Origin of the sequence: Candidatus Pantoea communis (assembly GCF_011752685.1) — a bacterium.
GTDB lineage: Bacteria > Pseudomonadota > Gammaproteobacteria > Enterobacterales > Enterobacteriaceae > Pantoea > Pantoea communis.
In genome coordinates this window covers 194,398-214,956 of record NZ_VWXC01000003.1, presented here as the reverse complement: position 1 = coordinate 214,956, position 20,559 = coordinate 194,398, and the positions used below count along the sequence as shown (strand labels likewise).

The window sequence follows — 20,559 nt, the reverse complement described above, 5'->3', positions numbered from 1 at the left end:
TGAATGAAGAGTAGAGTTCTTCATTGTGTGAACGCAGAGTGCCATCACGGCTTCAGGTTGACGAATGAGAAGAAGTTGTGTCACAAGAAAGAAAATCTTTTTCGTTAACTCTGTTAGCGTTGATCAGGAATATTTCTATGCGATCGCTAAACCGACTGAAATGGCTGCATGCTTTTGAGGCAACCGCGCGGCACGGAAGCTTTACCGGCGCAGCGCAAGAGCTGGGTGTCACGTCAGCAGCGGTTGGTCAACTCGTCCGATCGCTCGAAGATTGGGTTGGGCACCCGCTGCTTCACCGCACACGCAGCGGCAAAGCGCGTCTGACACTGGTCGATGAAGCTCAGGAAGCCCTTGAGGACATCACTCAGGGATTGGACAAGCTCGAAACCGGCCTGACTAAACTGCGTGGCCGCCGTGCGCGCTCAGCCATTGTTGTCACTGCGTCACAGGTTTTGATGATGAACTGGCTGATGGAGCGCCTGAACCGGTTCTCTGAAATGCATGAAAATACCGACTTGCGCCTCAACGTGACGGACAAGCTGATGGATGTGTCACACGGTGAAGCGGATATCGGCATTCGTTGTGGGCTGGGAGACTGGCCTGGCGTGAACAAAACATGGCTGATGGATGAGGAGGCGGTATTAGTATGCAGTCCACGGCTTTCCCCGCCGCAAAAAATGGCCTGTGGTAAATGGCTCGCCACGCAAAAGTTGATTCATGATGACACGCCACATCCCGGTGCAGACTTTCCTTCATGGGAGGATGTTCTTAAGGCGGTAAATGCACCTGAAGCACTTGAGAGTGGGCTGCACATCAACTCCACTGCAGCAGTGATTTTATCTGCGTTAAGCGGTCGGGGCGTTGCCATTGTTCGCCATGCGCTGGTTAAACAACTTATTGAAACCGGTCAACTCGCGCAGCTCCACCCTGAGAAACGTTGGCCGCTGAAATGGGCTTATTATCTGGTGACACCGCAGCATCAGACTATGCGAAGTGAAGTCAGAATGTTCCATGACTGGCTTATTGGGGACGTGAAGAGTGATGATGAGTCAACCGCATGTGAAGACAATCAATAAGTGGCGTATTTCGCAGGCAACCTGACTATGTTAGTGAACATATGCCGAATGCATTAACACCCCAAAACGAGGTTAAGGATGATTTCACTGGGTTTTGTGTCAAAGAAAATGCTGACTAATTGGAGTGACGTTCCGCCCTACCTGCCTGATTTCCAGTTCCACGAAAAACACAGCGCGGTAATCCAAACCACCAGCCCGGAAAAGATCATGCCGCTTATCAAGGCCTTCGATCTTGAGCAGGATGCGGTTATCCGGGCATTGATGTCGATACGACAGTTGCCGCGTAAACTGCAAAGAAAGGCCCCTGTATCCCAGGATGATCAATTCGGTCTGCAAACCTTCACGCTTCTTCACGCCTCTGCTTTAGAACTATGCTATGGCTTAAGAGGCGAGTTTTGGCGTGCCGACTTTGGCCTGGAAAAGATTTCAGACGCTGAAGAGTATCAGCAGCCCGCGCGGCCGGGTGCTGCAAAGCTGTTGCTGCGCTATCAAGTTAATATCATTAATGGCAGCCAGTCCGAACTTATTACGGAAACGTTCATCCACTGCCCCGACAAAGCCTCTCATTTTAAGATGGCAGCTTATTGGCTGGCGATCAGAGCGGGAAGTGGTTTGATTCGGCGCAGAACGTTGAGCGCCGTTAAGCGTGAGTTAGAAAAATATTCAGATAAGGCAACGAGATGATTTCGCAAGAGAATGCTGAGCATTATGTCTGGGGTGATAACTGCGACGGTTGGTATTTAGTCAATCGTCAGGACATGTTGATTATTCATGAGAAAATGCCTCCTGGCACCTGTGAAACACGTCACTTTCACTCCGTATCCAGACAATTCTTTTTCGTTCTGCAGGGCGTCCTGACGATGGAACTGGAAGGTGAAAACCACGACATCAGGGCCCAGCAGGGTCTTGAAATCGCCCCCGGCGCAAGGCATCAAGCAAGAAACGATAGTGAATCTCCAGTGGAATTTCTTGTGATCTCCCATCCAACGCCACGAGGGGACCGTACTGATCTTTCAGCATGCTGAGTTTCAACGATAATGAACCCTCAACCCCAATGAAGGCAGGCCATGAATCACGAAAAAGAAGCTGACCATATTATTGACCTGTATCGGGAAGGTGCCGAAGTCTGGGATAACCATCGCATTAAGCACTTTATCGAGCAGCACTGGTTGGCGCGTTTTCTGGATCTGATTCCCGCTGGCGGTGAGATCCTGGATGTGGGCTGCGGCGCGGGTATTCCTATTGCGCAGCACTTTTTGCAGCAGCAATTCAAGGTCACGGGGGTGGATGCTTCCGAGCCGATGATCGCCCGCTGTCGTGAACGGTTCCCGCAAGCACAATGGCATATTGCCGACATGCGCACGCTGGCACTCGCAAAGGCTTTCAACGGTATCATCGCTTGGGACAGTTTCTTCCACCTGACGCGCGATCATCAACGCGCGATGTTTCCACGTTTTGCTCAGCATGCCCAGAACGGCGCGGCATTGATGTTCACCAGCGGGCACGGCGACGGCGAAGCAATGGGCACTTTCCTTGACCGTCCGCTCTATCATGCCAGTCTGGATCACGATGAGTTCCGCCAACTGCTGTCGGATAACAGTTTCAGCGTGGTTAATCAGGTCACCGAAGATGCCACCTGCGGTGGCAGGACGGTGTGGCTGGCTCAGAAAAACAAAACTGCTTAAAGCGCAAAATCGACGTGCTGGCCGCCAGGCATATTTACGCCAATCGTTAATTGCCCGCCCAGCGCCTCAACATAACGCTTTAAGGTGGCAATTTTCAGGTCTTCGCCACGCGCTTCAATTGCTGCAACCGACGGTTGAGCGATTCCCATGGCTTCCGCTTGTTGTTTTTGCGTTTTTTGCAGCGCCTCGCGTAACTTATAAAGTTGGGAGTCCAGGCGCATTGCCACCACTTTATCATTTACCTGAACGAGCTCCTCAGGCGTTAAATCCGCCATCAGGTCTTCTAACGTTTTCATTTTTAGCCCTTTTGTATTTGTCCTAACACTCCACACAATACATCCTTATAGATTAGAGTCTATACAAGGATATATATATTACAATCTATATTGAGCCATTCCTGACTACATAGCAGTCAAGTGCTATAAACGAGACCCCGCTTCATTAGTTTTGCGCATTCTTGTCGCGTTGTTTCAAAAATTTCAGATACATATCCGAAAAAGAGACGGCTTTGCCCCACGTTGATGACTTTGCTTAACGACTCACCGCCCCTCAATTATCCCCCACATCCCTGCAAACACCCCGCTCAGACTTTTGTTTCCCACTTCCGAAAGGTGGTTATCGTCGCGATACAGAGGCACATTCTCCCTGGCTCCGTAGCAGTAACGGCTGTCACACAATCCCTGCGTGGCATCCAGCAAGGTGATGTTAGGTGAGAGCGCCACGATCTTGTTGAGCATTGCCAGCGCGTCCTGATGACGTAATTGATACTCAGCGCGAGATTGCTGAATGGTCAGCACTTTGCCGCGCATCGCATCGCGTGACATGCGATAAATCACGTCATAACCGAATTCCGGCACCGGCGTCATGATGAATACACGATGATGGCTGGCGAGTTGTTTCACCGCCGCGCCAAAATGCTGTTGGTAGGCGTCGATGGAACTGCCGTCCTGCCTGAAGCTATAGGTCGGTGCGCTGCTGCCGCTGCCATACTCGCCGTGCAGATAAAACGACATGCGATTGATGATCAATACCGATGCGTTGGGATATTTGCGTTCAATATCAGCCATTGCCGCTTTTACAAAGCCACCGCAATCAGGGCTGGCGCGGCGTTGAATATCCGGCACTGAAGGACAGCCAGACTGTGCGATGAACACCACGCCATCCTGCGTTCCCGCGCTGGCCACAATCGAGGACAACATGGCGGCGGCGTGGCTATCACCCAGCACCACCAGATTCACCTTTCTGGCATCGCCAAATACGCACTGTGGTGATGTGCTGCCGCTGAACACAAAGCAATTTTTAGCCAGCGCAAAGCGTTGCTGTGAATAGTGATCGATTGAGGCCACCACGGCGGGCGCGCGCGAAGGGATTCCCGCCCTCGCAACGATCGTCACACCGAACAACATCACCACAGCAGCCTGTCCCAGCGCGATATAGGTTTTCCGGCTGAACCAGCTTTGCCTGTTCTCAACCCAGACGTAAGAAGCCCAACCGGCAGCCAGTGACAGCAGGATCAGTAATACCTGGCTGACGAACGTGACCGGCCAGTCCGCCAGATGCCAGAACACCCACAAGGGCCAATGCCATAAATAGATCGAATAAGACGTTTTACCGATGTGCTGCATCACGCGATGATTTAACCACCGACTGTTCTGTACCCCCGCATGAAGGATCAGCGCGGTGAACAACACCGGTATCAACGTCATGATGCCGGGCCACGCGCTATTCTCATCAAATATCAGCGCACACAAAATCAGCGCCAGAATACTCAGTGGTGGAACCCAGCCCTGCCCGCTCAGTCGTGTTTTAGGTGCCAGATACACTAATCCGCCAACCAGCATTTCCCACGCGCGGGTGGGCAACAAATAATAGGTGGCGGTGAGATGATAATCAGCAGAAACCATCGCCAGCACCAGGCCAAACGACAACAGCGCCGCTATGCTCATCACCCAGGCAAATTGCTGGCGCAGGAAACGCGCGGTGGACATCAACGCCAAAGGTAATAACAAATAAAACTGCCACTCAACGCTTAACGACCAGGTATGCAGCAGCCATTTATATACCGATCCGGTATCAAAATAACCGCCCTGTTTGAAATAGACCACATTGGATATAAAGCTGAGGCTGGAGACCGCATGCTCCGCCATGCGTTGATACTCGTCTGGCGGCATCAGGAAATAACCCATCAACATTAATATTGCGCACAGCACCATTAATGGCGGGATAATTCGCCTGCAGCGCGCGGCATAGAAAGCCATCAGTGAAAATTTCTGATGATTAAGTCGCGAGAGAATAATTCCCGTCATTAAATAGCCAGAAATAACAAAGAACACATCCACACCGAGGAATCCTCCGCTCACCTGGGTAAAACCAAAGTGGTAGAGGATGACTAACATAACCGCATAGGCACGCAGCCCGTTTATGTCAGAGCGGAAATTCATTGGGATGATCCCTGAAAGAGGTTTTCAGGATAATGTAAAGATTGTGAAAAGGCGCGGCAATCGATGAAACCGTGCCAGATGCACAACCATCCCATTACCGATGGAACTGTACACCTGGTGTTTTTTCTTAGAATAATGTCATTAGCATTTTAATTTTCATTAAGTTGTCAAAGGTGAGAACGGGGGCACCCTCTGAGAGTGATTATTGAATTAAATGGAAGGCCTTCAGGATATTCAGAATAATGGTACACTCCTATCAATAGATATTAATAAACCAGAAAAGATAAACAATTCAGCTTTATCTGGCGCTAATGCCGCAGCGGCATCCTCAAATCAACACAGTCGCATGATGTGTGGCGTCAATGTCATGGCGATGGCGATGGCGATGAGGAGTTGATGCGTCAGATTCGCGCACTGCGCGCCATGGCTAACCAGACGATTGATCCGAAGTCACGCACGCGGCTGCTCAGGTTGAGCATAATTGCAGTTGATTTAGAGAGTCCCATGAACATAAGCACATCAGGCCAAAGTAAACAGAGATAACGCAACTGGCAATCTTCCTTAGATATCTTTACACCCATAATAAGATTTATCTATATCTGAAAGTTATTAAGATCCCCTTAAGATTTTTGTGCTTCACTTATTCACTGGCGAACACCAGATTTGACGCATTGCGTTATCACAATACTCTCAATGAGCAAGGGTGAATTATGCTGATAAAACTGAAGCGCACCAGAACACACGTTGAAGATCGTAATCTCGCCCTGTGCCTGGCCACATCAGCGGGATTATTGAACGCCATGGCGTTAGCCGCCTTTGGCTTTTTCCCCTCGCATATGTCCGGCAACATCGCACAAATCTCCAGCGATTTGAATGAGATGGATATACGTAATCTTAAAGTCTTCATTGCCATGATTGGTGCCTTTGTCACCGGTGCGGTGGTGGCAAGGATTTCGGTGGTGCTTGGCGTGATTAATGGACTGCGCACCATATTTAGCTGCATTCTGCTGGTGGAAGGCGTGCTGTTAATTATGACGTCATTGTTCGAAATTTATTATTTCTCGTCGAATAATAACGGCGAAATATTGCTGCTATTGGCCTTTTTAATGGGTGTACATAACTCCACCTCGACGCAACTTTCGAACGGCCGTGTACGATCGACCCATATTACCGGCACACTAACCGATGCAGGTATCTCTATCGGTTCGGTATTTGTTGCATTATTACGCCGCGATCCCTCCAAAAACATCCGTGCCTTTAAACAGCAGCTGAATACCCATCTGGTGACCATTTTCTCCTTCCTGACCGGTGGCATTGTCGGCCTGCTAATCTTCAATGCTTTAGGCTTCGGGTCGCTGATTGGCCCCGGATTGATTTTGGTGGTGATTGCCACGCTTTCGATCATTTTCACGCTTTATAAAGTGAAGCGTCGCGGTTACGCCAAAGCGATTCCTTCTTAAGACGGAATCAGCAGTAGTCATTCTGCGATGCAGGCGATATAACAAAAGCAGGACAATCTCATCGCAGAGGACGACATGGCGCTTTCACACGAATTGATTTTAATCTACACCACCTATTTTGTTGCCACCGCCAGCCCTGGCCCGAGCAATATGGCGATCATGGGCACGGCGATGAAGAGAGGACACGGTGCCGCACTGGCGCTAGCAAGTGGTGTGATCAGCGGTTCGATGATGTGGGCGCTGCTGGCAGCCTGCGGCGTGTTAACCGTACTGGCAACCTTTGCTCAGCTCTTGATTGTGCTGAAAATCGGCGGTGGCTTATATCTGCTGTGGCTGGCCTATAAGGCGGGTAAATCGGCTTTACGCCGTCCTGATGCGAATGAATTAAGCGCCAGCGGCGACAAAGTCGCCTTTATCAGGCTGTTTCGTCAGGGTATTTTGATGCACGTTGGCAATCCTAAGGCGATTCTCACCTGGGTGGCGATCATGTCGGTGGCACTGAAACCGGATGCAGCGACTTCAACCTTACCGATGATCATCGCCGGTTGTGCCACGATCTGCGTGCTGGTGTTTTGCGGCTATGCGCTGTTGTTCTCCACTGCGGTCATGGCGGCATTTTATCGCCGTATCCGCCGTGGGCTGGATGCGCTGCTGGCGTGCTGCTTCGCCGTTGCGGGATTGAAACTGGTATTTAGCCGGAATTAAACGGGGGCGGTGCTGGCAAGCGCAGCACCGCTTGCAAATCAGGAGTTGTTTGGCGCAGCGGCCTGGGTTTCGCTAAAGGTCGGCTTCTGACGCGTCACCGAATAGACCACGTTCTTTGGGCCTTTGGTGTCGGTGGTCACATCCACCGACGCGATGGTCACCCTGCCAAATCCGAACAGCGTCTGCACGTAACCACCGACCTGGTGTTTACCTTCACTGACGCGGATCTCTTTATTCTCGCCTTTTTGCAGCAGCCCGGCATCCTGACCATCTACCGTCACGTAAACGGAAGACCCGTCATCGGTACGCGTGATCAGATGAGAAACGTTGATCACGGTCGGGCCGCTATCAAACTGGGAAGGAATGTTGTCATTCTCGATGGGCGCAGCAGCTGGAGCGTCAGCTTGCGCGGTAGCGTTGCTGTCTGCGGCGTGACGTGCACAACCGGTAAGCATGAGTGCGGCCGTCAGAGCGGCCAGAGTGAAACGCGAAAACATCGTGACGAAAAACCTTTTGCTAAATGAGAAGCGATTATTTTAGCGTGCCTCGCGGAGTGATGACAGTCACACAAATCCAGTATTTTCCGAAAACCTGTCTCCAGGTGTTTCATCTGCAGGAACACAGCACGGAATGCAAATGGGTAAAACCAGGGCACCCGCAAGGACGCCCTGCCTTATCACGCTTACCAGCTGTAGCTGACAGACGCCACAATCGAACGACCGCTGCCGTAGAAGCATGCGCTGGTGTTGCTGCATGAGGCAACATAGTGCTTGTCGGCCACGTTGTTGACGTTCAACTGCAGCGTGGTGCCACGCAGTGAGTTAGCCGCTTCGCCCAGCTCATATTTCGCCATCACGTCATACAGCGTGTAGTGCGGAACCTTGTCCTGACCGATGGAATCCGCCCAGGCGGTGCCGGTGTAACGCACACCGCTGCCGAGCGTCAGACCGTTCAGAGCACCACTCAGGAAGCTGTAGCTACCCCAGGCAGATGCGGCATGGCGCGGAATGCTGGAAGGCGTTTTGCCAACCTGCGCCGCGGTGTTGCTCTCCTTGGTTTCCGCATCGGTAAAGGTATAAGCCGCCATCACCTTAATTTCCGGAGTGATTTGCGCGTGCGCTTCCGTCTCGATCCCTTTGGACTTCACCTTACCGATCTGCTCGTTGTAACCCAGTTCGCTGTTGTAAGAGGTGATGTTTTTCTGTGTGATATCAAACGCGGAAACCGTAAACACTGCATCCCAGCCCACAGGTTGATACTTGATACCGATTTCCGTCTGCTCGCCGGTGGTCGGTGCGAACGGATCGCTACCCGGCGCACCGGTGCTCAGATTGGGTTCGAACGAGGTGCTGTAGCTGATATACGGCGACAGGCCATTATCGAAGGCATACAACAGACCGGCACGGCCGGTGAACTTGCTGTCATTTTGCTGGGTGGTGGTGTTCTCAATGCGGTCCTGCGTGCGCACTTCTGACCAGTCCTGGCGACCGGACAGCAGCAGATTCCATTGATTCCATTCCAGCTGATCCTGCAAATACACGCCAACCTGATCGAGCTTTTTGCGCGTGCTGGTGTTCAACGCCAGATCGCTCTCATTGATCGTCACACTGGTTGGATTCGCCCAGTCGAGAATGTACTGGTCACCGCTGTCGCGCCACAGTTTGTTGTCGACATCGCTCCATTTGTAATCCAGCCCGCCCAGCACGGTATGCGCAACGTTGCCAGTATCGAACGTTGCTTTCACCTGGTTATCAATGCCCAGTTCTTTGGACTTGATTTTGTCATGCTGCGGACGACGGTTGATCTGATGGTCACTGCCATCCACATCGAAGGTATAGACCAGGTATTTGTACGACTCATCCATGTTGCTGTAACGCATATTCTGCGTGAAGCTGATGTTATCGTTAAAGTTATGCTCGAAGATGTAGCCAACAGAAGTCTGCTCGCGTTTCGCTTCGTTAAAGCTCGGGTCGCTGACGTTGAAATCGTAAGGAATGTAGCCCGCGCTGGTGTTAAACAGCGTGCCGTTGGCAGGCAGGAAGTTACGATATCCGGCCTTTGGCTCGTTCTGGTACATGGTCAGTAGGGTAAAACTGGTGTCCGCGTTTGGCAGCCAGGTCAGCGCCGGGGCAATGGCCATGCGCTCCTGTTTGTTATCTTTCACGAACTCATGTTTGGTGCTGGCAATACCGTTGAGACGATAAAACAGCGTGTTGTCGTCATTCAGTTTGCCGCCGAAATCAAACGCCGCTTCGCCCAGATGCTGATTACCGGTGCTGAGCTGAACTTTATGAATGCTCTGCGCGGTTGGGCGCTTGCTGGTCATCGCGATGACACCGCCGGGGTTAACCTGGCCGTACAACACCGATGCCGGGCCATGAATCATCTCCACACGCTCCAGCAACCATGGGTCGATCTGTCCTGCCGCGCCAGCCTGGCCGGATAAGCCATAGCTCAAGCCATCGAGGAATTTCGGTGCATAGCGGAAACCACGCGCGATGATCTCATCGTTACGGTTCGAGTTGCCACGGTAGTTGGTCAGCACGCCGCTAGTGTAGCTCAGAGCATCCGCTACCGACGGCGCTGCCTGATCGTCCATCTGCTCACGCGTAATCACCGAAATCGATTGCGGGGTTTTACGCAGTGGGGTCGAGGTTTTCGTTCCAGCAGCGCTCTCTTTCGCCACATAGCCTTGCAGCGGAGACGTCACGCTTTCACGCGTATCTGCATTCACGGTGATGGTTTCTTCCGCCGCGACGCTGAAAGTAGCAGGCGCCACCAGCAGAATTGAGGCCAGTGACAGGTGAAGACGGGAGAATCTGAACGGAAGTGCCACAGCAGGTATTGCTAAATTTTTTGCTTTAACGGACATAGTTGCCATCTCTATTTCAAACTGCCTTGTCGATGAAATAATCCGTCCATTCCCCTTCACCCAACGGCGAAAGCTGTAACGGATTGAAATATAACTTCCTCTGATAAAACTCGGCCCTGAATCCCCCTTAAAAGCCTATTTCATAATAATCATCTGAAAATAGGGGATTTATTCGGCGCAAAAATAATATTGCAAATGTAAATCGTTATCAATAGCATTTGCATTACGTTTGTTAATGTAAAGTCTTTGAAGAAAATGTGGAGAGAGATTGCAGGATGTTTCTCAGTAACTCAGAACAAATGACGCAAATCTGGTTGCCCACTGGAACAGTTACCCAGTGGTTACAACAGGACGATCTCGGCAGCCATCGCTGGTGGGAACAGCTTCATCAGGCGGGTACGCCGGTGATTGAGCATGAGGCAGATGGCGAAACGCGCATGCATTTTTTCTGGCGCGATCCAGAAGGCCGTTCCGAGTTATCGTCTACCAAAAAGGTGTATATCGATATAAACGGCGTCACCGATCATCACAGCCAGGCGCCTGAATCCCTTGTTCGCGTCGGCAACAGTGATGTCTGGCATTGGTCGACGCAGATCGAATCTGACTGGCGTGGCAGCTATAGCCTGATCCCGGTGACCGCTGAGCATTTGCCCCCGCTGTTCTGCGGCAGTGACGAAACCTGCCGGGTGCTGCAACGCAAATGGTGGATTTCGCTGATGCCACTGGCGATCCCCGACATGCTTAATCCTTCGCCCCCGTTTCTTAGCAGCCGCCGTTTTGCGCTGAGTAATGCGCATATGCCCGACGCGCCGGATCAATCTGCCTGGCAACAGTTGGATGCCGGATTGGCCGACACCTGGCCAGATGGCCTGCAAACTTTGCAGTGGCACAGCGATCTGCTCAACGTCACGCGTCACGTCTGGCTTTACACCACCGGACAGACTGCGCAACCGGATCAGCGCCCGCTGGCGATTCTGCTGGATGGGCAGAATTGGGTATACGGGCAGCCGATTTTCAGCGCCCTCGATCAGAGCACCGCAGCAGGTGAACTGCCGCCTGCCTGCTGGTTATTTATCGACGTGATCGATAGCCAGCATCGCGAGATTGAGCTGCCCTGCAACGAAACCTTCTGGCAGGCGGTGCAACAGGAGCTGTTGCCGCTGGCCCGTCAGCATGCCGCGTTCAGCCATGATGCCAGCCGCACGCTGGTGGCCGGTCAAAGTTACGGTGGCCTCGCGGCGCTCTATGCTGGCCTGCATTGGCCTGAGCGTTTTGGCCGCATTCTCACGCAATCCGGCTCGTTCTGGTGGCCGCACCTGCAATACATCCGCGATTACGCTAACCGTGAACGGCACGCTCCGGGTCTGCTGTTGCAGCGCTTACAGGACAACGCCCTGCCCGCTGGCAAGTTGAAGATTTTTCAGGAAGTCGGCGATCGCGAGCAGGACATGTTGTTCGTGAATCAACAAATACGTCCCGCACTCGAAGCCGCTGGACATGAACTGTTTTTCCGCTGCTACGCCGGAGGGCACGACGCGCTGTGCTGGCGTGGCGGCTTGATCGACGGCTGCCACTGGCTGCTGGCCGATCTTCTCTCTGACCCAACCTCAAAAGGTAACCACCATGTCTGAACAACTAAATCCGTTTGATAACGACGCGCTCGATTTTTTGGTGCTGATCAACGCGCGTCAGCAATACAGCCTGTGGCCCGCATTTGCTCAGGTGCCTGCGGGCTGGCAAAACGTGGCGGGTCCGCTGCCGCGTGCCGCAGCGATTGAGTACATCGAAACACACTGGCAGGACATGCGACCAGCGACGCAACAGACGTCGTCCAGCGCACATTAATTTTTCGCTTTTTAACTTTTCCTTTTTCGATTTTTTTAGACGGGAACATTCCTTTGGCATCGTTAATCACGCATTCACCGGCGTATCCTTTGGTGGCGGCTCAGCCCGGCATCTGGATCGCTGACGCTATTGCGCAGCAGCGCAATCAATTTACCGTGGCGCACTACAGCTTGCTACACGGCGACATCAACCGCGCCGCCCTGGACAGCGCCATCCGCCAGACCATGGCGGAAGCCGATACCGTGCAGGCACGCTTTGGCCTCGATGAAAACGGGAATCCCGCGCAATGGTTTGGCGCGCAGGCACTGGTGCTGCCGGAGTGGCATGACTTCAGCCAGCGCGCGGATGCCACCGGTCAGGCGCATAAACTGATGCAGGCCGATCTGCGCGCCGAACTGGCGGCCGACGGTGATAAGCCGCTGTATCGCCACGTGTTAATGCGCGTGGGTGATGGCAGCTGGTGGTGGTATCAGCGGTATCACCATCTGCTGGTTGATGGCTTCAGTTTCGAAGCGCTGACGCAGCGCGTGGCGGCCATCTATGCCGAACTGTGCCGTGGCGACGAACCCTCGCTTTCACCCTTCACGCCGTTTAGCGAGGTGATTGATGAGTATCAGCAGTGGCAGGCATCCCCGGCTTTTTCCCGTTCCGCCAGCCACTGGCAGACCTATGCGGCTGACCTGCCCGAAACTTTAACGCTCTCCAGTGAAAGCGTAACGGATGCTGGCGATCGTCCGATCAGCTGCCACGTCGCGCTGCCGGAGTTGGCAACGTTGCGCCAGCATGCTGCGTTCCAGGATTGCAGCGAAGGCGATATTGTCAGTGCCCTGCTGGTGGCTTATCTGGCGCGCATTAGCGACAACTCGCGCTTAGCGATTGGCTTTCCGTTTATGCGCCGCATGGGCTCGGCGGCACTGACGGCGTTGGGGCCGGTGGTCAACGTGCTGCCGCTGATCTTCGACATCCCTCATCACACTGATTTAGCCGCGCTGGTGCAGCAGGTACAGACGGAAATCCGCAAAGCACGCCGTCATCAGCGCTATGAAGCAGAGCAACTGCGTCGCGATCTGGGTTTGGTCGGCGGCAGCCAACAGCTTTATGGGCCGGTGATCAACGTCAAGGTCTACCATGATGATCTGCGATTCGATGGCATTCCGGCGGCGACCCACACCTTAGCCATGGGCCCGGTCGACGATATCGAGTTTGAAGTGGGCTTCCGTGATGGCGCATTGCAGTTAACGCTGGTGGCTAACCCGACGCGCTACGACGCGCAAATGTTACAGCGTCACGCTAATCGCATTCGTCATCTGCTCACGCAGTTCGCTGCACAACCCGAAGCCACTCTGGATACGCTTTCGATCATTGCTCCGGACGAACAGGCTGATTTACAGCGCTGGTCCACTGGCCCGAAAATCACCCCGCCAGCGGGGGCAACCACCATCGTGGATATGCTGCTGCAACGCACGGCACAAAGCGCTGACCTGACGGCAGTCGTCTGCGGCACACAGTCACTGACGTATCGCCAGCTGACCGACCGCGCCATGCAACTGGCACATGCCTTGATGGCGCGTGGCTTACAAGCAGACGACGTGGTGGCGATTGGTATTCCGCGCTCGGTGGATTCGCTGGTCGCCATCTTTGGTGTGCTGGCGAGCGGCGCGGCCTACATGCCGCTAGACCTCGACTATCCACGTGAACGTCTGGCACTGATGTGCGACGATGCGCAACCCGCATTATTGCTGACTCACTCCACGACACTGGCGCAGATGCCGGCCCTTCCCGCGCTGTGCATTGATCAGCTGGAGAGCGAACTGGCGGCACAGCCGACCAGCGTACCGAGCACCCTGCTGTGCGGCGACGATCTTGCCTATATGATTTACACCTCCGGATCCACCGGCCGGCCAAAAGGCGTGATGAGCACACATCAGGGATTGCTGAATCTGTTCCTGTCACATCGCGAACATCTGTTTGGACCGGCGATTGACCGCTTCCACGCCAGCAACCCGCGCCGCATGCGCGCCGGTCATACCGCGTCGTTCTCATTCGACTCTTCGTGGGAACCGCTGTTCTGCATGCTGATGGGCTGCGAGCTGAATATCTTCGACGAAGAACTACGTCGCGATGCCTGGGGTTTGATTCAGCAGATGAACGCGGTGCCGGTCGATCTGCTGGACATCACGCCGTCATTCTTCTCTCAGATGATCGACAGCGGATTACTGGAAGCGGAAAACCACCGCCCTGCGTTTGTCATGATTGGCGGTGAAGCGGCCACGCCGACGTTGTGGAAACTGATGCAGCAACAGCAGCAGATGGAAATCCACAATTACTACGGCCCGTCTGAGTACACCATTGATACCCTCGGTGCCAGCGTGCTGGCTTCCCCGCAGCCGGTGATTGGTCGCCCGATGGGCAACAGCCAGGTTTATCTGCTCGACAGCCAGTTGCGTCCGGTGCCGATTGGCTGCACCGGCGAACTCTATATTTCCGGAACCGGCATCGCGCGCGGGTATCTGCGCCGCCCGGATCTGACAGCCGCCCGCTTTGTGGCTAACCCCTTCCGCGAAGGCGAGGTGATGTATCGCAGCGGCGATGTGATGCGCTGGCGTCAGGATGGTCAACTGGCGTTTATCGGACGCGTGGATCATCAGATCAAAGTGCGCGGTTTCCGCGTCGAACTCGGTGAAATCGAAAACGCGCTGGTGGCACTGCCCGAAGTCAGTACCGCAGTGGTGATTGCCGAAGTGATGGGCGCCACTCACCGTCTGATTGGCTACTGCTCGGTGCAGGATGATGCTCTGCGCGCCGATCCGCAGATCAGCGCCCGCTTACTGGCCCAGCTCAGCACCCAGTTGCCCGACTATATGCTGCCAGCCGTGCTGATGGTGCTGGATGATCTGCCGCTGAATGTGAATGGCAAAATCGACCGCCAGGCGCTGCCGAAACCACAGCAGGCTCAGCAACAGCAAAGCCGCGCGGCTCGCACCCCACAAGAAACGTTGATTTGTCAGGCGATGGCGAGCCTGCTCGGGCTGGAAAGCGTCGGCGCAGAAGATGATTTCTTCTCGCTGGGTGGTGACAGCATCTCGGCGATGGGCCTTAGCACCGCCGCCCGCCGTGCCGGATACCTGCTGCGCCCACGTGACATTTTTGCCGAACGCACCGCCGCACGTATGGCGCAAGATCTCGCCCCGCTAACGCAACACACTCAACATGCTCGCGTGTCGCAACAAGGCGCGATTGGTGGTCTGCCGATTCTGCACTGGTTCCATGCGCAGGCGGGGATCAACGCGCGCTTCGCTCACGGCGTGCTGCTATCGGTGCCACCTGAGCTGCAACTTTCGCAGCTGGAACAATTGATTGAGCAGCTCGCCAGCGCGCATCCGGCGCTCAACGCTTTCACGCGTAATACACTGTTGGTGGTGGGCGAACCGCTGCCTGCGCGTCCTGCACGTTGTCGTGTTATCGAAGTGCAAGCGCGTGACCAGGCCGCAGACCAGGCCTTCCGTGAGGATGCAGCACGCCTTGATCCGGCAGCAGGATCGTTGCTACAGGCGACCCTGCTTCAGACACAAGGCACAAGCTGCGGATTGGTGTTAACGTTGCACCATCTGGTGGTGGATGGCGTGTCGTGGCGCGTGTTGCTGGATGAACTGCAACAAGCCGGTGATGCACTGCTAAGCGGTGCACCGATCACCTTGCCCGCCGAAGAGACCTCGCTGCATGACTGGTCTGCTACGCTGCTGGCTAACTTGGCATCACGCCCCAGCGAAATGCCGTTCTGGCAACGCATGCTGGAACAGCCGCTGCCGGCGCTGGGTGAGCGCGCCTTAACGGGTAACGAGCGTGTCTTGCATCAGCGCACCCTGCTGGATGTGGCCACCAGCTCTGCCTTGCTGAATACCCTGCCGCAGCAGTTCCGTGCCACCAGCGAAGAGTTACTGCTGACGCTGCTCTCACTGGCGCTGAGCAGCATGAACGGCAGTGCGTTACAACGCGTGACGCTGGAGTCACACGGCCGTGCCGAGTTGCACGATCATCAGGATCTGGCGCGCACGGTGGGCTGGCTGACAGCGGAGTTTCCACTGCTGCTCGCCCTGCCTGCTTCGGCCGACCTCAATGACAGCGTGCGCGCGGTGAAATCCGCGCTGCGTGCCGTGCCGGATCGCGGTATCGGTTACGGCCAACTGCGCTGGCTGGATGCCCACCGTGGCATTACATTGGCGAAACTGGCCGCCGACCATGCGCCACAGGTGCTGTTCAATTATCTCGGCCGCTTCACTCAATCCGCCGGTCACTGGCAGCCTCAGCGGACCGCGCAGCAGTTCCGCGACACTTTTGCGGTGATCCAGGACGATGCTATGCCGTTACAGCACGCACTGGAACTCAACGTGTTTGTTGATGACCAGCAGCTGGCGCTGAACTGGAGCTGGGCGGAGGGCGTCTTGCATGCCGATCAGATTGAGCAACTGCATCAGGCCATCGCTCTGGGTGCGCAACAGCTTTACCACTTCGCAGAGCAACAGCCACAGCAGGCCGCCAACACGCTGGTCGCTGCGGAAATCAATCTTGAAGGCGTTGATGATGCGCTGCTGCAACGATTGCGCGCACGTCACGGGGCGTTTAGCCACGTCTTGCCGCTGCTGCCGTTGCAGAAAGGATTACTGTTCCACGCGCAGACCAGTGGCGCGCAAGGCAGCTATAACTCACTGACGCGATTAACCCTCAGCGGTGATGTGTCGGTAGCATCGGTGCAGCAGGCGCTCAACCAGGTGTTGCAGCGCCATCCGCAGCTCGCCGCCAGGTTTGATAGCGAACTCAGTCTGCAACCCTTGCAGTTGCTGCCGGAAGGCGATCTGCATTGGCCGCTACAGGTGCTGGAAGTCGAGGATATTGACGCCACTGAACATCAGGCGCTGTCACAGGATCTGTTCCGGCAGCCGGTGATGTTGCAGGCGACGCTGATCCCGCATCGCCATGAAGCACGCTGGACGCTGCTGCTCAATGCGCATCATCTGGTGGTGGATGGCTGGTCAACGCCGGTGATTTTAAACGATTTACTTAGCGCATTGCGTCAACAGCCGCTGGCCGCCCAACGCACCCATTATGCTGACATCGTGCGCCAGCTTAGCCAGCGTGATGAGCATCAGGCTCGCCAGCAGTGGCAAGAATGTCTGCGCGACGTGCGGCCCACATTGCTATATCCCAATGCCGCCGAGAGTGCTGTTCAGGAAAAACGCATTACGCTGGATGCCACGCTGGAGCGCGAACTCTATGCGCTGTGCCGCGCACGCGGGTTGACCCTCAACACCGTGATGCAGGGCCTGTGGGGCATGATGTTGTCGATTGCCAGTGGTCAGCATGACGTGGTGTTTGGCGCGCCGGTTTCCGGTCGTTTCGGCCAGATTGAAGGGATCGATCAACATGTTGGTCTGTTCAGTAACACGCTGCCGGTGCGCGTGCGGTTTGATACTCAGCGCCCGTTGCTGGAGCAGTTAGCCGCGCACCAAAATCAGCAGATCCAGCTGATTGAGCAGGATTGCCTTGGACTGGCTGAAATCCAACAGCTGGCGGGTGCAGGCACCCTGTTCGATACCTTGCTGGTGGTGGAAAACTACCCTGATAATCAAACATTACTCGACGCCAACGCGAAGGTGCGCTGCGACGCGATCCACAACCGCGGCTATACCCATTATCCGTTGACGCTGCTGGTGCTGCCGGGTGAACAGTTGACGCTATTAATGGAATACCGCGCTTGCGTCACCGATGCCGAGCGTCTGGCTGAACGCCTGTTGCTGCTGTTACAGCAGCTGGTGACCACACCGGATCTGCCGTTAACGCAGTGGCGTTTGCAAACCCTCGCCGAGCAATCGCTGCTCGAGTGGGTCAATAACACCGGCGTGCAGCTGGAAAATGAAACCCTACAACAAGCCATCGCCCAGCAAGCCGCACGCACACCGGACGCGCTGGCGCTGTGTGATGTTGAGCATCAGCTCAGCTACCGCGAGATGCAGCGTCAGGCCACATTGCTGGCCGATCGACTGATCGAAGCGGGCGTGATGCCAGGCGATATCGTTGCCGTTGCCTTGCCGCGCTCGGTGCGTCTGAGTATTGCTCTTACTGCCATCTTGCAGGCGGGCGCAGCCTGGTTGCCGCTGGACATTGGCTATCCCGATGAACGTCTGGCGTACATGGTGGACGATGCACGACCGTGGGTGGTGATCACCGAGTCGGCGCTGGAAAACCGTTTTGCTGGCTTTGGCACTCTGATGATGTTCGATCACCTTGCCAGTGAGCAGAGTGTGGCGCGTCATACGTTGCCTAAACCCGACGCGCAGCGACCGGCTTATGTGCTTTACACCTCAGGTTCGACCGGCAAGCCAAAAGGTGTGGTGGTCAATCAGCGCGCCATCGTTAACCGCTTGCGCTGGATGCAAGCCAGCTATCCATTGCGTAGCGACGACGTGGTGTTGCAGAAAACACCGTGCAGCTTTGATGTTTCGGTATGGGAGTTCTTCTGGCCATTGATGACCGGCGCACAGCTGATGATGGCGCCGCCGGATGCCCATCGCGATCCACAGGCGCTGTGGCAGTTGATTGACGATTATCAGGTCACCACCCTGCACTTCGTTCCGTCGATGCTGGCCGCCTTTGTCGGGCATGTCAGTGCGCAAACCGATCGCGCCTGCGCCTCGCTGCGCCGCGTATTTTGCAGCGGAGAAGCGCTGGCCTGCGATCTGGCGCGCAGCTATCAGCAGGTGATCGCCGCTCCGCTGCATAATCTGTACGGCCCGACCGAAGCCGCCGTGGATGTCACCTGGCAACCCGCCAGCGGTAACGCGCTCGAAGGCCTGAATGGCCCCGGCGTGCCGATTGGTCGTCCGGTGTGGAACACCCAACTGCATATCCTCGATAACCTGCTGCGCCCGGTGCCAGTCGGCGTGCCGGGCGATCTCTATCTCAGCGGCATCCAGCTGGCAGATGGCTATTTGCATCGCGCCGATCTTACCGCGCAGCGCTTTATTGCCGCTCCGTTTGCTGATGGCGAACGTATGTACCGCACCGGTGATATCGCCTGCTGGCGTGAGGATGGCGCCGTAGAGTATCTGGGGCGCAGCGACGATCAGTTAAAGATGCGCGGACAACGTATCGAACCGGGTGAAATTGAGCAGGCGCTGGTGGCATTGCCGGGCGTGGCGCAGGCAGTCGTGGCTGCGCGCAATTTGACACAACAGGCGGCGGCGGGCGTCGATAATCGCCAGCTGCTCGGCTGGCTGGTGGCTCAGCCTGGCGTGGTACTGGATATCGAGCAAATTAAACAACAGTTGAGCACCCGCCTGCCTGCCCATATGCAGCCGGTGAGCTATCTGCTGCTCGACGATTTGCCCCTCAGCGCCAACGGCAAGCTGGATCGTAAAGCACTGCCGATGCCACAACGCAGCGCGCAACCAGGCCGCCTGCCGGAAACGCCTCACGAGCAGATGCTGGCAGAACTGTTCCAGCAGCTACTGGGATGTGAGCAGGTGTATGCCGACGATGATTTCTTTGCGTTGGGCGGTCATTCCCTGCTGGCGATGCGACTGGCAGCAGAAATGCGCCGCCGTGTAGCGCAGCCGGTGAGTGTCGGACAGATCATCGCCGCACGCAGCGTGGAGAAACTGGCAGCGCTGTTATCAGGCGATGCCAGCGACAGCAGCGGCAACGGGGAACTGCTGCCACTGCGTGCCGGTCAGGGGCCGACGCTGTTCTGCATCCATCCGGCATCAGGGTTCGCCTGGCAGTACAGCGCGCTGCTGCACTATCTCGACGGCGATTTCCCGATTGTGGGGCTGCAATCACCGCGCCCGGCGGGTGTTATCGCAGCCTGTACAAGTGTAGAAGCCATGTGCGATCGCCATCTGGCTGTGATTCGCGAGCAGCAGCCGCATGGGCCTTATTTCCTGCTGGGCTACTCGTTGGGCGGCACGCTGGCACAAGGCATTGCGGCGCGTCTGCAGGCGAGTGGCGAAAGCGTGGCCTTCCTTGGTCTGCTGGATACCTACCCAGCCGAAGGACAGGACTGGCGCACGCCCGATGCTGAAGAGGCGGAGCAGGAAGTGGCACGCGAACAGGCCGAATTTATGGCTGCTACTGAAGATGAGCGCGATCCCCTGTTACGTGCCGAGAAAGCCGCGATGTTTAGCACCATCGTCGCCAACTACAAGGACGCGGTTGCCCGGCTGGCGGAAGCGCGTACGCCGCGTTATGCCGGTAAAGCCACGCTGTTTATGGCAGAGAAAACCCTGCCTGCCGACATGGATGTGCCTGCGACCTGGAAACCGTTTGTTTCAGACCTGGAAATCTGGCCGCTGGATTGCGAGCACGCTGACATTTTGTCTGCGGCCTCGCTGAAAGTGCTGGGTCCGCTGATCAACCGGTTGCTGACGGCAACTCGCTTATAACCCGGCCCTCGGCCAATGAATGTGGGCGCGCTAATGT

General features: G+C 55.5%; 14 protein-coding genes. 10 read left to right on the top strand and 4 right to left on the bottom strand.

What is annotated here, in order from left to right; translation table 11 throughout:
* Positions 1–137: 137 nt before the first annotated feature.
* The 4 genes from F3J37_RS06940 to F3J37_RS06925 all read left to right on the top strand — a co-directional run bounded on the left by F3J37_RS06940 (position 138) and on the right by F3J37_RS06925 (position 2,761).
* Positions 138–1,076, top strand: coding sequence for a LysR substrate-binding domain-containing protein (locus F3J37_RS06940; RefSeq protein ID WP_166932644.1), 939 nt, complete (start codon positions 138–140; stop codon positions 1,074–1,076).
* Between the two features lie 78 nt (positions 1,077–1,154).
* Positions 1,155–1,760 carry a hypothetical protein gene (locus F3J37_RS06935; RefSeq protein WP_205298887.1) on the top strand — a complete coding sequence of 202 codons (606 nt, stop codon included), beginning with the start codon at positions 1,155–1,157 and terminating at the stop codon, positions 1,758–1,760.
* A complete protein-coding gene (locus F3J37_RS06930; protein ID WP_166932642.1) occupies positions 1,757–2,101 on the top strand; it encodes a cupin domain-containing protein in 345 nt (114 codons plus the stop codon). Before F3J37_RS06935 ends, F3J37_RS06930 begins: the two co-directional genes overlap by 4 nt.
* A 42-nt stretch (positions 2,102–2,143) precedes the next feature.
* Positions 2,144–2,761 (top strand): class I SAM-dependent DNA methyltransferase, encoded by a 618-nt coding sequence (locus tag F3J37_RS06925; protein WP_166932640.1) that lies wholly within the window; start codon positions 2,144–2,146, stop codon positions 2,759–2,761.
* Here F3J37_RS06925 and F3J37_RS06920 read toward each other — a convergent pair.
* Together F3J37_RS06920 and F3J37_RS06915 are read right to left on the bottom strand one after the other, a co-directional pair.
* Entirely contained in the window at positions 2,758–3,057 is a 300-nt protein-coding gene (locus F3J37_RS06920; RefSeq protein ID WP_034830328.1) for a helix-turn-helix domain-containing protein, read from the bottom strand. The two genes, F3J37_RS06925 and F3J37_RS06920, sit on opposite strands and share 4 nt — an antisense overlap.
* A 243-nt stretch (positions 3,058–3,300) precedes the next feature.
* Positions 3,301–5,202: an acyltransferase family protein gene (locus tag F3J37_RS06915; protein ID WP_166932638.1), complete on the bottom strand. Its 1,902-nt coding sequence runs from the start codon at positions 5,200–5,202 to the stop codon at positions 3,301–3,303.
* A gap of 214 nt (positions 5,203–5,416) precedes the next feature.
* Between F3J37_RS06915 and F3J37_RS06910 the strand changes: the two genes are divergently transcribed.
* The 3 genes from F3J37_RS06910 (at position 5,417) to F3J37_RS06900 (ending at position 7,367) form a co-directional block, all read left to right on the top strand.
* Entirely contained in the window at positions 5,417–5,599 is a 183-nt protein-coding gene (locus F3J37_RS06910) for a hypothetical protein (RefSeq protein ID WP_166932636.1), read from the top strand.
* A 313-nt stretch (positions 5,600–5,912) separates the two neighbouring features.
* Complete coding sequence (locus tag F3J37_RS06905) at positions 5,913–6,662, top strand: YoaK family protein (protein ID WP_166932634.1); 750 nt, start codon at positions 5,913–5,915, stop codon at positions 6,660–6,662.
* Positions 6,663–6,737: 75 nt separating this feature from the next.
* Positions 6,738–7,367: a LysE family translocator gene (locus F3J37_RS06900; RefSeq protein ID WP_166932632.1), complete on the top strand. Its 630-nt coding sequence runs from the start codon at positions 6,738–6,740 to the stop codon at positions 7,365–7,367.
* Between the two features lie 38 nt (positions 7,368–7,405).
* Here F3J37_RS06900 and F3J37_RS06895 read toward each other — a convergent pair whose 3' ends face one another.
* Together F3J37_RS06895 and F3J37_RS06890 are read right to left on the bottom strand one after the other, a co-directional pair.
* Positions 7,406–7,864: a hypothetical protein gene (locus F3J37_RS06895; RefSeq protein WP_160867091.1), complete on the bottom strand. Its 459-nt coding sequence runs from the start codon at positions 7,862–7,864 to the stop codon at positions 7,406–7,408.
* 185 nt (positions 7,865–8,049) lie between these two features.
* Positions 8,050–10,239 carry a TonB-dependent siderophore receptor gene (locus F3J37_RS06890; RefSeq protein WP_166932631.1) on the bottom strand — a complete coding sequence of 730 codons (2,190 nt, stop codon included), beginning with the start codon at positions 10,237–10,239 and terminating at the stop codon, positions 8,050–8,052.
* 275 nt (positions 10,240–10,514) lie between these two features.
* On the opposite strand from F3J37_RS06890, the gene fes reads away from it, so the two are divergent.
* From fes to F3J37_RS06875, 3 genes are read left to right on the top strand one after another with little or no spacing between them, the layout of a single operon-like run.
* Complete coding sequence (gene fes, locus F3J37_RS06885; RefSeq protein ID WP_166932629.1) at positions 10,515–11,870, top strand: enterochelin esterase; 1,356 nt, start codon at positions 10,515–10,517, stop codon at positions 11,868–11,870.
* On the top strand, positions 11,863–12,084 hold the full coding sequence (locus F3J37_RS06880; protein ID WP_166932627.1) for an MbtH family protein: 222 nt from the start codon (positions 11,863–11,865) through the stop codon (positions 12,082–12,084). The genes fes and F3J37_RS06880 overlap by 8 nt, the downstream gene beginning before the upstream one ends.
* A 53-nt stretch (positions 12,085–12,137) precedes the next feature.
* The gene (locus F3J37_RS06875; RefSeq protein ID WP_166932625.1) at positions 12,138–20,522 is read left to right on the top strand and encodes a non-ribosomal peptide synthetase; all 8,385 of its coding nucleotides are present in this window, start codon (positions 12,138–12,140) and stop codon (positions 20,520–20,522) included.
* Positions 20,523–20,559 lie beyond the last annotated feature (37 nt).

Coding starts and splice junctions, on each gene's coding strand:
- fes (WP_166932629.1), top strand. CDS start 10,515: ATGTTTCTCAGTAACTCAGAACAAATGACGCAAATCTGGTTGCCCACT.
- F3J37_RS06920 (WP_034830328.1), bottom strand. CDS start 3,057: ATGAAAACGTTAGAAGACCTGATGGCGGATTTAACGCCTGAGGAGCTC.
- F3J37_RS06895 (WP_160867091.1), bottom strand. CDS start 7,864: ATGTTTTCGCGTTTCACTCTGGCCGCTCTGACGGCCGCACTCATGCTT.
- F3J37_RS06880 (WP_166932627.1), top strand. CDS start 11,863: ATGTCTGAACAACTAAATCCGTTTGATAACGACGCGCTCGATTTTTTG.
- F3J37_RS06915 (WP_166932638.1), bottom strand. CDS start 5,202: ATGAATTTCCGCTCTGACATAAACGGGCTGCGTGCCTATGCGGTTATG.
- F3J37_RS06900 (WP_166932632.1), top strand. CDS start 6,738: ATGGCGCTTTCACACGAATTGATTTTAATCTACACCACCTATTTTGTT.
- F3J37_RS06890 (WP_166932631.1), bottom strand. CDS start 10,239: ATGTCCGTTAAAGCAAAAAATTTAGCAATACCTGCTGTGGCACTTCCG.
- F3J37_RS06930 (WP_166932642.1), top strand. CDS start 1,757: ATGATTTCGCAAGAGAATGCTGAGCATTATGTCTGGGGTGATAACTGC.
- F3J37_RS06935 (WP_205298887.1), top strand. CDS start 1,155: ATGATTTCACTGGGTTTTGTGTCAAAGAAAATGCTGACTAATTGGAGT.
- F3J37_RS06905 (WP_166932634.1), top strand. CDS start 5,913: ATGCTGATAAAACTGAAGCGCACCAGAACACACGTTGAAGATCGTAAT.
- F3J37_RS06925 (WP_166932640.1), top strand. CDS start 2,144: ATGAATCACGAAAAAGAAGCTGACCATATTATTGACCTGTATCGGGAA.
- F3J37_RS06910 (WP_166932636.1), top strand. CDS start 5,417: ATGGAAGGCCTTCAGGATATTCAGAATAATGGTACACTCCTATCAATA.
- F3J37_RS06940 (WP_166932644.1), top strand. CDS start 138: ATGCGATCGCTAAACCGACTGAAATGGCTGCATGCTTTTGAGGCAACC.